This is a genomic window from Collinsella aerofaciens (assembly GCF_039752985.1).
Taxonomy (GTDB): domain Bacteria; phylum Actinomycetota; class Coriobacteriia; order Coriobacteriales; family Coriobacteriaceae; genus Collinsella; species Collinsella aerofaciens_BT.
The window spans coordinates 1-14,066 of record NZ_JBDMHA010000023.1 but is presented as its reverse complement, the minus strand read 5'-3'; the positions used below and the strand labels follow the sequence as shown (position 1 = coordinate 14,066).

Sequence of the window (14,066 nt, the reverse complement as noted above, 5' to 3'; positions counted from 1 at the left end):
ACGCTCGTTTTATGTCGATGGCATGGCCCGTGTGTCCGCGCCGCCCGAGCGTCTATAGTTGCTCGGGCATAGCGGTGCAACCGGCGAGTACATCGCGGTAGGTGGCGTCGAAATTGCCGGTGTACCAGGGGTCGGCCACGTCGCCGGGGCGATCGGTCCAATCGAGCAGGCGCGAGATCTTGTCATCGGGGTCCTTCCCAAAGATGCGGTACAGGCCGTGGGCGTTCTCGTCGTCCATATAGACAATGTGATCCCAGCTGCCATACTCTGCGCGACGCACCTGGCGGGCACGGTGCGCAACGACGGGAATCCCGACCTCGCGCAGCTTGGCAACGGTACCGTGGTGTGGCGGGTTGCCGATCTCCTCGGTCGAGGTCGCTGCGGAATCGATGACAAACTCCGCCTCGCGCCCAGCGCGGCGTACGAGCTCGGTAAACACCGACTCGGCCATCGTCGAGCGGCAGATGTTGCCGTGGCAGACAAAGAGAACGCGGTGGACGGGCTTGGGGCTATTCATGACCAGCTCTCTCCAAACGAAGCCAAGTACGACGCATTATCGAACGGCGTTCCTAGGCTCTGACGATGCCAGCGAGCGCGACAAATTCATGCTGGGCACCTCGACGATGCGCCAGAACGCAACGGAGACGAGCATGCTTGCGGACAGCGAGACCGCGGCAATCGCGAGCGGGTCGACAATCCCAAGCCTGGGCAGCAGGGCAGCGAGCGCACCGATGACAATGGCGTGGGTAAGGTAGAGGCTGTACGACACCTTTCCCAAAAAGACCATGGGGGCCGCAGAGAGCGCACGGCGCGTGAACCCGTCGGCAATCGCGACGACAACCACCACCAGGCAGGCCGCGTTCATGGCGGTGAACTCCAACGCCTCGAGGACCCCGCCGGGATGCCACACGAGCGAGAGCTCGATAACACCAACGGAGGCCACAAGCAGCGCCAGCTCGGCCAGCATTGAAAGCTTGACGGCCTTGATTTTGTCGAATTGCCGGGCCACCATGACGCCAATCCAGAACATCAGGCAAAGGCGCAGCGGAAAGTAGCCCGTCCAGTACGAGACAAGCACCGCAATAAAGGTCGCAACAACCGCCAGACCCGTCCGGCGAATCCTTGATATGCACCAGATGGCCAGCGGAAGCGTAAGGCTAAACCAGAGCTCCCAGCTCATGGACCAGACGGGAGAGTCAACGCGGACGAGCTGCGCGCCAAAGAGGTTGTTGACGCCATCGGACACGTTGAACAGCACGTCGAACTGCATGAGGATGTCATGAACCGCAGTGGGAAGGCCCGCGTCGTAGGCGACGGCAAGCGCGGAGCGCGACGTGGACCCCAGGCGCCAGGCCACGTAGCCCGCAGGAAGGGCCAGTGCAATCGCCGCAAACAGCGGCACGCAAAGGCGGACGACCCTTCTTGGGTAATAGCCAAGCCAGTCGTACCCACCGTTTCCCATGCGCTTAAAGGGAACAAGAGACAGCACTATGCCGGACAGGATAAAGAACACCATAACCGACGCGCCGCCAGGGAAGAGGCTTGGACCCCCCGCGCCAAACGGCTTGACCATGTTGTTGACGTGAAACAGGAACACCATCAGCGCCCCGAGCCCTCGCAGGCCGTCAAGCGACAAGACGCGCTTCTCGTGACCAGGCATTATCACCTCTTCCTTCGTGCATTCGAGCAGAGCGCCCCCATTATATACCCTCATGGATTTAGCGTACATTTTGACGAGAAAGACCCCCAAATCGGGCGGATTCGGGGGCCTGGCTCATGTGCATGTTAACGGCGGCGTGCAGATTGTCTACGGCAACATGGCATCTAACTACGCAACTCAGATGCGCGAGCTGCTGGGTATGGAGTAAACGCCCCACATATCTATAAAATCCGGTATAAAAGGCGGCGGCAGACAATGAACTGCCGCCGCCTCTGAGTTGCCCCACGCGCATTTCGTGTACTTGAAATATACGAAATCATAGAAAAGCGTGTATCTGAAGTACATGAAATTGCACTGCTGGAGCTTGCAGGTGGATAAACACTACTCGTATGGGACGGTTTTCACCGGTTGCTCGCCACCTTGGGCTATGTTCGTCCCTATGCCTGCATCCGGGGCTGTGCTGATTGACGGCGACGCTCCCAACGAGCCAGCTTAATCGTCACCAGCGTGAGCACCCAGGCCGCAAGCGAGAACGCGGCGCCCACTGCGCCCACGCGCGCAATGCCAACGCTGCTTACCACGGCGCCGCCCACTGCGGTGCCAAACGAGATGCCGACGTTAAACGCCATGGGCTCAACCGAACTCGCGAGTACCATCGACTTGGGATGGCGGCTGCGTGCCACGTCCATAAAGTGCGTGATGCATGAGACCGAGAACAGGTACATGAGCATCGCCAGGCTAAAGACAAAGACCAGCGCGAGCGGCATGGCGGCGCCCACGGCAAACAGCCCGAGCAGTGCCGCCGCCTGCAGCACAAACGTAACCAGCAGCGCCTTCATGCCAAAACGCGCATCGATCCATCCGCCCAGGATGTTCGAGATCAGGCAGAACACGCCATAGGCCATAAGTGTGGTGCTCGCCTGAACGGTATCCATGCCCAGCACCTGCTCCAGATAAGGCGTCACGTAGCCGTAGAATACGTAGACCGAGCCCACGCCAAACAAGAAGATGAGCATGCCGGTGATGATACTCGGCTCGCGTAGTAGCCCCGCCTGCTCGCGGAAGGTGGCGGGCTCATCGGTCTGCCCGGCGCGAGGCATAAACGCCACGAGCGCGCTACAGATCAAAACGGCAAAGGTCAGCGTGCCGTACATGGCCACGTGCCAATCGAGTGTGTCGGCCACAAACTTGCCAATCGAGGTCACAAAGACCATCGCCACGGAAAACGCGCCGTACACGACCGAGATGGCAAGTGAGGTTTGCTGCGGGGATAGCAGCTCAGGGATGTACGTCACGCCCACGGCGAGCAGCGCACCCGAGACAGAGCCCAGGACAATGCGTGAGATAAACAGCACCTGGAAGTTGGGAGCCAACGCCATCACCAGGTTGCCGAGCACAAAGACGACGCTATAGCACACGAGCAGCTGGTAGCGGCGGAATCGCCCCGTGCTGAGCGCGAGCACCGGCGTCGCGATAGCGTAGACGAGCGCAAACACGCTGATGAGCTGGCCCGCAGTGGCAAGTGATATGCCGAGTTCCGTTGCCAAGTCGCTTTCGATGCCGATGACCACGAACTCGGAGCAGCCGAGCGAGAATCCCAACAGCACGAGCAGCGCCAGGCAGAGCTTGGTGCGCGCGGGGGAGAGCGCGGCGGCGGTTGACTTACTTTTTGGCGTGGTTGCGGCGGTCAAGGTTGTCACTCCAATGTCGCATGAATAAGCGAGATTCAATCCCTGCAACTCTAACAGAATGTGACAAAGAGACAGTCCCTTTGTCACATTGCGCTGCCAGCCAGTCGCCCAAACCGTCACAACATTCGGCGAAAATCTCGAAAACGAGGAAAAGCGTCGAATGTTGTGACGGTTTTCCTGTCTGTGCCGGCGAGCTCCAGCGCCGTCTGGGGGTATAAGGCTAGCAAGTGTTTATTTGCGAGGCCTAAGGGGCGCCCCGTATGGATATCGATAACTTTGAATGGTGGTATAGCGAGGGCGAAGCTCCGGATGAGGAGTGGGACGAGCCCGCGCCGCGTGACATGTCGAGCGACGAGGATGAGATCGGCAACGATGCCATCGAGACGGACGCCGCTTCCGACTCCGCCGAGCCCCTGACCTTTGAGCAGGCTTGGGCCCAAGCCGAGGCCGATGAGGCTAAGGCCGATGCCACGGCCACACTCGATGAGCCGGCGGACATGTCCATCTCGCCGGCCAAGACCCCGCAGCCGCGCCATAACATCGACCCCGGCAGCACGGCATCCTTCAGCATACTCGACGTGCCCGCTCAGGGTGCCCGGGCGCCCGCCCCCACGCATCGCCCCAACCTGGATCGCGAGGAAGACGCGGGTCGCCGCTCTCCGCTCGGTCCCATCTTCATCGCCTTCATGGCCGGCGTTATCGCATGCTCGGTAATTGGAAACGTCTGGAGCCATGTTGAACAACAGCGCCAAGACGCCGCCAAGGTCGAGATGTCCGTCGAGCAATCGCTCGGCCGCACGCGCTCGGTACATGTGTCGGTCGAGGTTAAGGATGGCGCGACGTGGGACACCGCGCGCGGCGACAGCCAAATGCTCATCCACATCGTGGGCCGCACGCTCAAGGGACAAGTAATCGACGAGTATCAATACGTCAATTCTGAAGGCGACGGTATCGAACTCAAGCCCGGCGACTACGAGCTCACGGTCGATGAGCCGCCCGTCGCCACCGACGGCACGCGTTACCGCGCCTCAAAGCGCATGGTTCCGGTGAGTTTTAATTCACAGGCGCCCGATACGGTCGATAGCACGCCACAGGGCGGGTTTGACCTTTACGCTATTGCTCAATAACTGCGCCTGTCGCTCAACCCCGCCGCCAAGAGTGGGACAATAGCCCTCGACACCGTTGTTTACCATTGGAGGAAGTAGCATGTCCACCGTCACTACCATCAAGCGCGGCGGCCTCACCGCGGCCATCGATTCCATGGGCGCCCAGCTCACGAGCCTTGCTCTCAACGGCAATGAGTATCTGTGGCAGGGCGACCCGGCCTTTTGGGGCAAGCACGCGCCCATCTTGTTCCCCATCGTGGGATCGCTGCGCAACAACACGGCGACGTCTGCAGCCGGCACCTGCGAGATGGCGCGCCACGGCATCGCGCGCATTGTCGAGCACAAGATCGTCGAGGTGTCGGAGGATGGTTCGTCCGTTGCCTACGAGCTCACCGACACGCCCGAGTCGCTCAAGGCGTTCCCGTTCCACTTTAAGCTCAACATGACCTATGCCCTGACCGGCGACGCCACCCTCACGCAGACCTTTGCTGTCACCAACACCGGCGACGTGGACCTGCCGTTCTCGGTGGGCGGCCACCCCGCATTTAACGTGCCCGCCCCCGGCGCCGAGGACGAGGCGTTCGAGGATTACGAGCTGGCGTTTACCGAGGCTTGGACTAACGAGGCCCCCGTCATCACGCCCGATGGCCTTATGACGTTCGAGGGTAGCTACAAGGCTCCCGATAACTCGGACGTGCTGCCCATCACGCACCGCAGCTTCGATAACGACGCCATCATGTTCACCGATACCCCGGGCTCCACGCTCACGCTGCGCGGCCGCAAGTCGGGCCACGGCGTCAAGATCGACTTTGAGGGCTTTAAGTACATCGGCGTGTGGTCTGCCGCCAACGACGCTCCGTTTGTGGCGCTCGAGCCCTGGACCGGTCACACCACCATGGACACCGAGGACGACGTCTTTGAGCACAAGGTCAACACCATCACCTTGGCTCCCGGCGCCACCGACAAGCGTACCTTCGAGGTAACGCTGCTGTAGGTGTTCCTCCGTTCTAACGAACGGCGGACCGGTCGACGCTGCGCGCCGCTCGCTGGCATTGCCAAAACATCGACGTTCCCAATGACTGCCGTGTGTCTATTAATTTTTCGAGCTTGTGCTGCGCTGCTGGTCGCTGACGTATATCCTGTTAAGTCGTCAGCATACGATTCAACAGGGAAGGCAGATTATGCATTCTCCCCATCAACGCGACGCGCATCCACAGCCGGTATGCAGCCGCCGCATCTTTTTGGGTAGCGCTCTCGCTGCGAGCGCTTCCGTCGTCGCCGGCGCGCTCGCCGGCTGCCAGCGCCCATCCACGCTCAAGGTGGTTCAGCCCACGACGGGCGGCGGTCGCGACGACCTGTCCGATTCCGTGATCGGCAAGGACAAGATCCGCATTGGCATGGAGGCGGCCTACGCTCCGTACAACTGGCAGGTCTCCGAGGCCAGCGAGTACACCATTCCCATCGACAACGTGCAGGGCGCCTATGCCGACGGCTACGACGTGCAGATTGCCAAGATTGTCTGCAAGGCCCTCGGCGGCGAGCCCGTTGCCGTCAAACAGAGCTTCTCGGGTCTCATCGACTCGCTCAACAACGGCCAGATCGACCTTATCATCGCCGGTATGAGCGCCACGCCCGAGCGTGAGGAGTCGGTCGGCTTCTCCGATCCGTACTTTATCGGCTACTTTGGCCTGTTCGTAAAAGAGGGCTCGCCTTACCAGAACGCCACCAAGCTCAGCGACTTTAGTGGCGCTACGGTCCTCGGCCAAAAGGACACCATGCTCGATACCGTCATCGACGAGATTCCGGGCGTTGTGCACAAAAATCCGGTCGATTCGGTCCCCACGGTATTTTCGAACCTGCTGCAGGGCACGTGCGACGCCGTGACCTACAACACCGAGAACGAGAAGGGCTATATGGCCCAAAACCCCGGTATCGTCCCCATCCATTTTGCCGAGGGCGAGGGCTTTAAGCAGGAGGTCGCGGCAAACGTCGGCTGCCGCAAGGGCTCGGACAAGCTGCTTAAACTCATCGACAAGACACTCAAGGGCATTAGCCAAGAGGAACGCGACCAAATGTGGGACGCGTGCCTCGACCGTCAGCCGGCATAGGGAGGCAGCATGAAAACCATCAATCGTCTGGCCTCCTTTATCAAGGCCGACCACCGTTACGTGTACCTGGGCACGAGCGTTATCGCGGCGCTCGGCCTGGCGTTTAGCCAGCGCAACCCCACGCCGCTGAGCTTCTTAGCCCCCACCGGTATCTTCCAGGATTGCCTTTGGGCGATTCTTTGGGCCTGGCTCGTCGTGTCGGCGGCGGCGCTCGTCACCAAGCTCATGCACTGGAACGACTATCGCGAAAAATCGCCGTTCGCATCCGAGCGTTTCCGCCGCGGCGCGCGCCTGGGCAGCCATGTCGTGGTCGCCATCGCGGCGATCTTTTTCGTGGACCGCTGCGTCATGTCGTTTATCGACCTGGTGCGGGTGAGCATTGTCTCGGACTCCAACCCCAGCGACTTTTTGTCGAGCCTGGTCTACATGACCTACAAGAGCGGGGACTTCTTTATCCGCGGTATCGAGATCACCATCGCGCTTGCCATCTTTGGCACCGTCATCGCATTCTTCCTGGCGCTGCTCTTTGTGTTCCTGCGTATTCAGACCTTCGATCGCGTAGACAACGACCTGGTGCGCTTCTTTAAGAGTATCGGCCGCGGCTTTGCGACCATCTACTCCACCATCGTGCGCGGCACGCCTATGATGGTCCAGGGCCTGCTCATCTATTACGCGGGCTTCACCGTTTTGCGTGGCATGGGCTTCGAGACCGCCCAGGCCAACCAGATTTGGAGTACCTTCACCGCCGGCCTCGTCACTATCTCGCTCAACTCCACCGCCTACATGATGGAGGTCCTGCGCGGCGGCATCGAGTCCATCGATCCCGGCCAGGCCGAGGCGGCACGCTCGCTGGGTCTTTCGCAGTGGCAGGCTATGCGCAAAGTCGTGTTCCCCCAGGGCATTAAAAATGCGATTCCGGCGCTCACCAACGAGCTCATCATCAACATCAAGGATTCGTCGGTGCTCTCGGTCATCGGCGTGTTCGACCTTATGTACGCTACTACCACGGTCGCCGGCGTGTACTACCGCCAGATGGAGGTCTACTGCGTGGCGCTCGTGGTCTACCTGATCCTGACGCTCGTGGCGAGCCGCCTGCTCGAAGCCTTTGGCAAAAAGCTCGGCGCCGAGGCCCCGGCAACGCTGCCCAGCTCCAACTAGGCTCAAGACGAGGAGAATCATCATGGCAGATACCGCCACTACCGGCGTTGCGGCCGCCGCACAAACTAAAGAGCCGCTCATCCGCGTCGAGGGCCTGCGCAAGAGCTTCGGCTCGCTCGAGGTACTCAAGGGCATCGACCTGTCCGTCAAATCAGGCGAGGTCGTCACCATTATCGGCGCCTCGGGTTCGGGCAAGTCGACCTTCCTGCGCTGCCTCAACCTGCTCGAGACCCCGGACGCGGGCCACATCTGGTTCCACGGCCAGGACCTCACGGCCGAGCGCTGCAACATCAACAAGCTGCGCGAGGACATCGGTATGGTGTTCCAGGGCTTTAACCTGTTCAACAACATGGATGTGCTCGACAACTGCACGCTCGCGCCCGTCACGCTCAAAAAGATGAGCAAGGCCGAGGCCGAGAAGGTCGCGATGGAGCATCTGACCAGCGTGGGACTCGAAAAGTTCGCGCACGCCGCCGTGGGCCGCCTGTCCGGTGGTCAAAAACAGCGCGTGGCCATCGCTCGTGCCCTGTGCATGAATCCGCAGATCATGCTGTTCGACGAGCCGACCTCCGCGCTCGACCCCGAGATCGTGGGAGAGGTGCTCGAGGTCATGCGCAAGCTCGCTGCCGACGGCATGACCATGGTCGTCGTCACGCACGAGATGGCCTTTGCCCGCACGGTGTCCGACCGCGTGGTCTTTATGGACAAGGGCGTGGTCCTCGAGGATGCCGCACCGGCGGAGCTCTTTGGCAACCCCAAGCACCAGCGTACCCGCGAGTTCCTCTCGCGTTATCTCGAGGACAAATAACCGACCGCTAACGCTTACGTGGCAGGGCCGCTCCGGTGGGGCGGCCCTCGTCATCACAGTCGAAAGGATGTCATGGCCGAGGTTTGGCGCTTCTTTGCGCATGAGGATGATTTTGCCGATTTGGACGAAGCTGGCGCGTGCGAGCGCCTGGGCCGCGTGCTGTCGTTTCCGACCATCTCGAGCATGGATGCCGAGGCGGTGAACTGGCAGCCGTTCGACGACCTGCGCGCCTATATGCAGCAGGCCTGGCCGCGCGTGTTCGCGGTGGGCGAGGTCGAGCTTGTCGACCATTCGCTGCTGGTGACGCTTGGCGGTTCCGACCCCGCCCTCAAACCCGTCATGCTCATGGGCCACATGGACGTGGTTCCCGTGGTGCCCGGCACCGAGGCTGACTGGACGCATGCCCCCTTTAGTGGCCACGTGGACGACACCTACATTTGGGGTCGCGGTGCCATCGACATGAAAGACCAGGTCGCAGGCATTCTCGAGGCGGTTGAGTATGCGTTGGCGCACGGCTGGGAGCACAAGCGTTCCCTGCTGCTCGCTTTTGGCCAGGACGAGGAAACCACGCAGCACGGCGCGGGAGCAATCGGCCGCGTGCTCGAGGAACGCGGCGTTGAACTTGAATACCTGATCGACGAGGGCGACTACCGTATTGTTTCGGCTGCCGAGTACGGCGCGGGCGAGGGCTGGCTTATGCATGCCGACCTTGCCGAGAAGGGCTACGCCGATATTGTGCTCAAGACGAAGAGTGAGGGCGGGCATTCGTCTAACCCTTACGGCGGCACATCGCTCGAGGTGCTGAGCCGCGCTATCGCCGCAATCTGCGATATCGAGTGGCCGACGCGTATGACCGATTTACTTGCCGCACAGCTCGTCGAGCTGGGGCTCTACACGGCGGATGAAATTGCCGCCAACGGGGGCGCCATTGTCCGCGATTGCCTTGCCAGCAAGAAGCTCTATCCGCTGGTGACGACCACCTGCGCGCCCACGCAAATCGAGGGCGGCAGCACCGGCGCCAACGTAATGCCGCAGGATATGTGGGCCAACATTAACTTCCGCATGCTCGAGGGCACGAGCGTGGCCGACGTTGTGGCGCGCTGCCGTGAGGCAATTGCCGCAACGGACCTTGCCGGTCGTGTCGAAGTGGAGCTGGGCCCCGGCAGCTCCGAACCCTCGCCGTCCCCGCGCATCGGTGGTCCCGGCCTCGAGGCGGTTCGCTCCATCGCCGCCCGCTATTTCCGTGATCCAAAGGGGACGGAGGAAAACGGATCATCAGCGGCGGGCGGAGCTCCTATCGGCATCGTTCCCTCGACCGTGATTGGCGCGACCGATGCTGCCAACTACCAGCGTATTTGCCCTGAGTGCATTCGCTTCTCGGCCTTTGTGGTTGATGACGACGAGTGCGATCGCGGCGTCCACGGCACTAACGAGCGCATCACTCGCCGAGCCTACCTCCAGGGCATCCGTTTTCTCATCTCCCTGCTTCAAACGCTCTAGAATTCGACAAAGCGACAGCTCCTTTGTTAGCCGTTGGACGTTCTTACATGACTAGTCGTTAAGGAACATCCCCAACGGCTACGTCCGCTCATTCCGTGCGGGTTATATGCAGGTTTGCCTGCGCACGCTATCATGTATGGGTTAGACCGCAACTATGTACCCCATACACGAAGGGATGCGCATGTATCTGAAGATCGACATGTTCTAGCTGGGCTTACCCCCGCAGTGGCGCCCCGCGCCCCATTAATTCTGCCGATTTTCACCTTCACGCATATAAAGGAGTCCCGTCATGCGCGACAAGCTCGAAAAGATCATCAAGGCCTACGAGGAGCTCGAGAAGAAGCTCTCTGACCCGGCCGTCGCCTCCGATATCAAGGAGTTCACGCGTCTCAACAAGGAGTACGCGCACCAGTCCGACCTCATCGCCGCCTCGCGCGAGTACATCGGTGCGCTCGATGACATCGAGGCTGCCAAGGAAATGCTGCACGATACCACCGATGCCGATGAGAAGGAGATGCTCCAGATGGACATCTCCGAAAACGAGGCCAAGCTCCCCCAGCTCGAGGAAGACATCAAGTACATGCTCATCCCGAGCGACCCCAACGACGACAAGAACACCATCGTCGAGATTCGCTCCGCCGCCGGTGGCGACGAGGCGGCCATCTTCGCCGGCGACCTGTACAAGATGTATCAGCGCTTTTGCGAGTCGCGCGGCTGGAAGACCACCGTGCTCGATTCCAGCCCCAGCGAGGCCGGCGGCTTTAAGTCCATTGAGTTCAAGGTCGAGGGCGACCGCGTTTACTCCGTCATGAAGTTCGAGTCCGGCGTGCACCGCGTCCAGCGCGTTCCCAAGACTGAGTCCCAGGGCCGCATTCAGACCTCCACGGCTACCGTCGCCGTACTTCCCGAGGCCGAGGAGATCGACGTCCAGATCAACCAGTCCGACCTGCGCATCGACACCTACTGCGCCTCCGGCCCTGGCGGTCAGTGCGTTAACACTACCTACTCCGCCGTGCGCATCACCCACCTGCCCACCAACACCGTGGTGCAGTCACAGGAGCAGCGTTCCCAGATCCAGAACCGCGAGGTCTGCATGCAGATGCTGCGTGCCCGTCTGTACGAGATGGAGCTCGAGAAGCAGCAGGCAGAACTCGGTGCCGAGCGCCAAAGCCAGATCGGCCACGGCAACCGTTCCGAGAAGATTCGTACCTACAACCAGCCCCAGGACCGTGTGACCGATCACCGCATCGGTTTCAACTCCACCTACAACGGTGTCCTTCTGGGCGATCAGCTCGGCACTGTCATCGAGGCACTTGCCGCCGCCGAGCGAGCCGAGAAGCTAGCGCAGGCTGTGTAGGTTCCGCCGTTCTACCGAACGGCGGACCAGCCGACGCTGCGCCCTTAGGTTCCGCCGTTCTAACGAACGGCGGACCAGCCGACGCTGCGCGCCGCCCAGAGCGACAATTTGTCATTCAAAAGGCAAGGCATGACCAGAAGGTCTATGCCTCGCCTTTTTCATGCCAACTTGTTCGCCCTGGACGTCGCTCGCTGTCCGTCCTCGACCTGTGGCGTTGCCTTGCTCCGGATGTGCTAGTCATTGGGGACGTTCTTAAATGACTAGGTTGGGTACATTGCTTTGAGATGTTATTCAATCGGTTTTGATGGCCTTTGAGCTGCTTACCTGCTTAAAGCAATTGGCGGTATTCATCTGCTATTGAAAATATTGCTCGAAAAATCGTCCAAGAAGTCGCGGGGTGATTTTTGACGCGTCGCGCGTCAAGTGGTTTGGCAAGTTCTTGGTTAGATATTGGTCAGTTTTGGGGCAACCTTGCCAAAAGCTTGACGAATGCAAATCTAGACGTCGGCGAATGAACACTTTGAGCGAGCCCGGTGCAAAATTCTGGGCTGATTCTCGATAATCGCCTTCAATCGTCCCTTGCCAAGCGCTGACCTCGCGTACAATCTGCTCCGACATTCGCGCGCCGCCCGGCGCTTAAGAGGGGAGGACCCCATGGCAAACGAGATCTGGACCATCAAGCGTTGTCTCGAGTGGACCAAGGAGTACCTGGCCGAGCGCGGTGAGGAGCATCCCCGTCTTTCTGCCGAATGGCTGCTGTGCGCAGCCACGGGTCTGGCGCGCATCGACTTATATATGCGCATGGACGAGACGCTCGACGCAGCGCAGCTCGAGACCATGCACGCGGCGGTCGTCCGTCGCGCGAAGGGCGAGCCGCTGCAGTACATCACCGGCAGCACGCAGTTTCGCATGATCGACGTCGCGTGCGCCCCCGGTGTGCTCATTCCGCGCCCCGAGACCGAGATGCTCGTCGAGGAAGTCCTCAATTATCTGGATGCCGAGGTGCTGAGCCCCGAGGCTGCTGCCCGTCAGCGTGTTGAGCTGCCTTGGAACGATGAGGTCGAGCAGGCCCGCAAAGCCGAGGCGGCGCTGGCTGACGAACGCGCGGCCGCCGAGCGCCGTGCCGCCAACCTGACGGCCGCCGATGAGGCTGCGCTGGGTAGCGACGTGCTCGGTAGCCGCGCCTATGCCGAGGAACTGGCCGACCGCGAGGCCGAGGAAGCCGCCGCGCAGGCAGCAGAAGCCGAAGCGGCAGAAGCAGAGGCCATGGAAACCCCCGAGCCCGAGCTCGACGAATACGGCATCGCCATTGAGGACAACGACCAACAGGCGACTCCCGCGCAAGATGCCGCCGAGGCTAACGTATCTGCCCCAACCGAGCCCTGCACTGCCCGCGTTCTCGAGGTCGGCTGCGGCACGGGCTGCATTTCGCTCTCCCTTGCCTGGGAGCGCCGCGGCCACGTTACCTGCACCGCCACCGATATCGAGCCGCGCGCCATCGATCTGGCCACCAAAAACCGCGACGCCCTCGGCCTCACGGCAGATGAGGTTGCCTTTAGCCTCACCAACCTGGTGAGTTCCATTCCCCGCGAAGAGTGGGGCACCTTTGATGTGCTCGTCTCCAACCCGCCTTACATCCCGACCGACGTCATGCGCTCGCTGCCGCACGAGGTCAAGGACTTTGAGCCCGACCTGGCGCTCGAGGGCGGCGCCGACGGCCTCGATATTTTCCGCCGCCTGCTCAATGCGGCGCCTTACATGCTGCGCGCCGGCGGCCTGTTTGCCTGCGAGCTCTACGAGGGTGCCCTCGATGCCGCGGCCGAGTTCTGTCGCCAGGCAGGCCTTTCGGACGTGCGTATCGTCCATGACCTCACCGATCGCCCCCGCATCGTCCGAGCCATCGTCACCGAGCCCAAACAGCGTATTTAAGCTGAATTAATAGACATTTGCGCAAGTTTGTCCTTGCAATATACCGTAAAACTTCTACTATAGAAGGAGAAAGGTATGTCAAATCAGCCGCATCGATACCGCATTGTGCTCGATTACATCGAGCCTTGGCTCGATGAGCAGGATGAGTCTACGTTGCGACAGATTTACGCAGACCTTTTAGTACTTGAGAAAGAAGGTCCTAGCCTTGGTCGTCCGCTGGTTGACCGCGTGAAGGGCTCGAAATTGCATCATTTAAAGGAACTAAGGGTGACGTCGTGCGGACCGTCGGTGATTCGTATCCTTTTTGCCTTTGACCCCAAACGTCAGGCAGTGTTGCTGTTGGCGGGAGATAAGTCGCAGGCGGAGTCGTCGAAGGCAAAGTGGAACGGCTGGTATGCGATCAGCATTCCCAGGGCGGAACAAATATACCGTCGCCATGTAAGGAGGCTCGATCAAGATGGAGCTGCATGAGTATATGGAATCTCGCGGGATAACACGCGACTCCATTACCGCCGAGCAGGAGAGGACTCGCGATCGTATCGAAGCCTATAAGCTTGCTCAGATTCGCAGGCTAAAAGATCTAACACAGGCGTCGGTCGCCCAATCGATGGGCGTTTCTCAAAAACGCGTATCCGAGCTCGAGCGTGGGGAATTGGGTTCGATGAGGCTTGACACGCTGAGCAGGTACGCAGAGAGCCTCGGCGGAAAACTGGTTGCAAGCATCGAGTTTCCCGATCGTACCGTTACGC

General features: G+C 60.6%; 14 protein-coding genes. 11 read left to right on the top strand and 3 right to left on the bottom strand.

The window, feature by feature from the left end; genetic code table 11:
• Positions 1 to 52: 52 nt before the first annotated feature.
• Positions 53 to 517 (bottom strand): low molecular weight protein-tyrosine-phosphatase, encoded by a 465-nt coding sequence (locus tag ABHR76_RS04505; protein ID WP_346976927.1) that lies wholly within the window; start codon positions 515 to 517, stop codon positions 53 to 55.
• 36 nt (positions 518 to 553) lie between these two features.
• Positions 554 to 1,660 carry an acyltransferase family protein gene (locus ABHR76_RS04500; RefSeq protein WP_346976926.1) on the bottom strand — a complete coding sequence of 369 codons (1,107 nt, stop codon included), beginning with the start codon at positions 1,658 to 1,660 and terminating at the stop codon, positions 554 to 556.
• Positions 1,661 to 1,730: 70 nt separating this feature from the next.
• Here ABHR76_RS04500 and ABHR76_RS04495 point away from each other — a divergent pair, with 70 nt between their 5' ends.
• The gene (locus tag ABHR76_RS04495) at positions 1,731 to 1,868 is read left to right on the top strand and encodes a hypothetical protein (RefSeq protein ID WP_346976925.1); all 138 of its coding nucleotides are present in this window, start codon (positions 1,731 to 1,733) and stop codon (positions 1,866 to 1,868) included.
• 229 nt (positions 1,869 to 2,097) lie between these two features.
• Here ABHR76_RS04495 and ABHR76_RS04490 read toward each other — a convergent pair whose 3' ends face one another.
• A complete protein-coding gene (locus ABHR76_RS04490; protein ID WP_346976924.1) occupies positions 2,098 to 3,360 on the bottom strand; it encodes an MFS transporter in 1,263 nt (420 codons plus the stop codon).
• Between the two features lie 251 nt (positions 3,361 to 3,611).
• Here ABHR76_RS04490 and ABHR76_RS04485 point away from each other — a divergent pair, with 251 nt between their 5' ends.
• The 10 genes from ABHR76_RS04485 to ABHR76_RS04440 form a co-directional block, all read left to right on the top strand.
• Positions 3,612 to 4,478 (top strand): hypothetical protein, encoded by an 867-nt coding sequence (locus ABHR76_RS04485; protein ID WP_346976923.1) that lies wholly within the window; start codon positions 3,612 to 3,614, stop codon positions 4,476 to 4,478.
• 79 nt (positions 4,479 to 4,557) lie between these two features.
• A complete protein-coding gene (locus ABHR76_RS04480; protein WP_346976922.1) occupies positions 4,558 to 5,451 on the top strand; it encodes an aldose 1-epimerase family protein in 894 nt (297 codons plus the stop codon).
• A gap of 187 nt (positions 5,452 to 5,638) precedes the next feature.
• On the top strand, positions 5,639 to 6,565 hold the full coding sequence (locus tag ABHR76_RS04475; RefSeq protein ID WP_225094001.1) for a transporter substrate-binding domain-containing protein: 927 nt from the start codon (positions 5,639 to 5,641) through the stop codon (positions 6,563 to 6,565).
• A gap of 9 nt (positions 6,566 to 6,574) precedes the next feature.
• Entirely contained in the window at positions 6,575 to 7,723 is a 1,149-nt protein-coding gene (locus ABHR76_RS04470; protein ID WP_346976921.1) for an amino acid ABC transporter permease, read from the top strand.
• A gap of 22 nt (positions 7,724 to 7,745) precedes the next feature.
• Complete coding sequence (locus ABHR76_RS04465; protein ID WP_346976920.1) at positions 7,746 to 8,531, top strand: amino acid ABC transporter ATP-binding protein; 786 nt, start codon at positions 7,746 to 7,748, stop codon at positions 8,529 to 8,531.
• Positions 8,532 to 8,603: 72 nt separating this feature from the next.
• Positions 8,604 to 10,031, top strand: a complete 1,428-nt coding sequence (locus ABHR76_RS04460) for a M20/M25/M40 family metallo-hydrolase (protein WP_346976919.1) — start codon at positions 8,604 to 8,606, stop codon at positions 10,029 to 10,031.
• A gap of 289 nt (positions 10,032 to 10,320) precedes the next feature.
• Positions 10,321 to 11,388, top strand: a complete 1,068-nt coding sequence (prfA, locus tag ABHR76_RS04455) for a peptide chain release factor 1 (RefSeq protein ID WP_055252487.1) — start codon at positions 10,321 to 10,323, stop codon at positions 11,386 to 11,388.
• Positions 11,389 to 12,042: 654 nt separating this feature from the next.
• Positions 12,043 to 13,317 (top strand): N5-glutamine methyltransferase family protein, encoded by a 1,275-nt coding sequence (locus ABHR76_RS04450; protein ID WP_346976918.1) that lies wholly within the window; start codon positions 12,043 to 12,045, stop codon positions 13,315 to 13,317.
• Between the two features lie 75 nt (positions 13,318 to 13,392).
• On the top strand, positions 13,393 to 13,788 hold the full coding sequence (locus ABHR76_RS04445) for a type II toxin-antitoxin system RelE/ParE family toxin (RefSeq protein ID WP_316370295.1): 396 nt from the start codon (positions 13,393 to 13,395) through the stop codon (positions 13,786 to 13,788).
• Positions 13,775 to 14,066: helix-turn-helix domain-containing protein (locus ABHR76_RS04440; RefSeq protein WP_346976917.1), on the top strand; the 292-nt coding region annotated here is incomplete at its 3' end. The genes ABHR76_RS04445 and ABHR76_RS04440, both read left to right, overlap by 14 nt.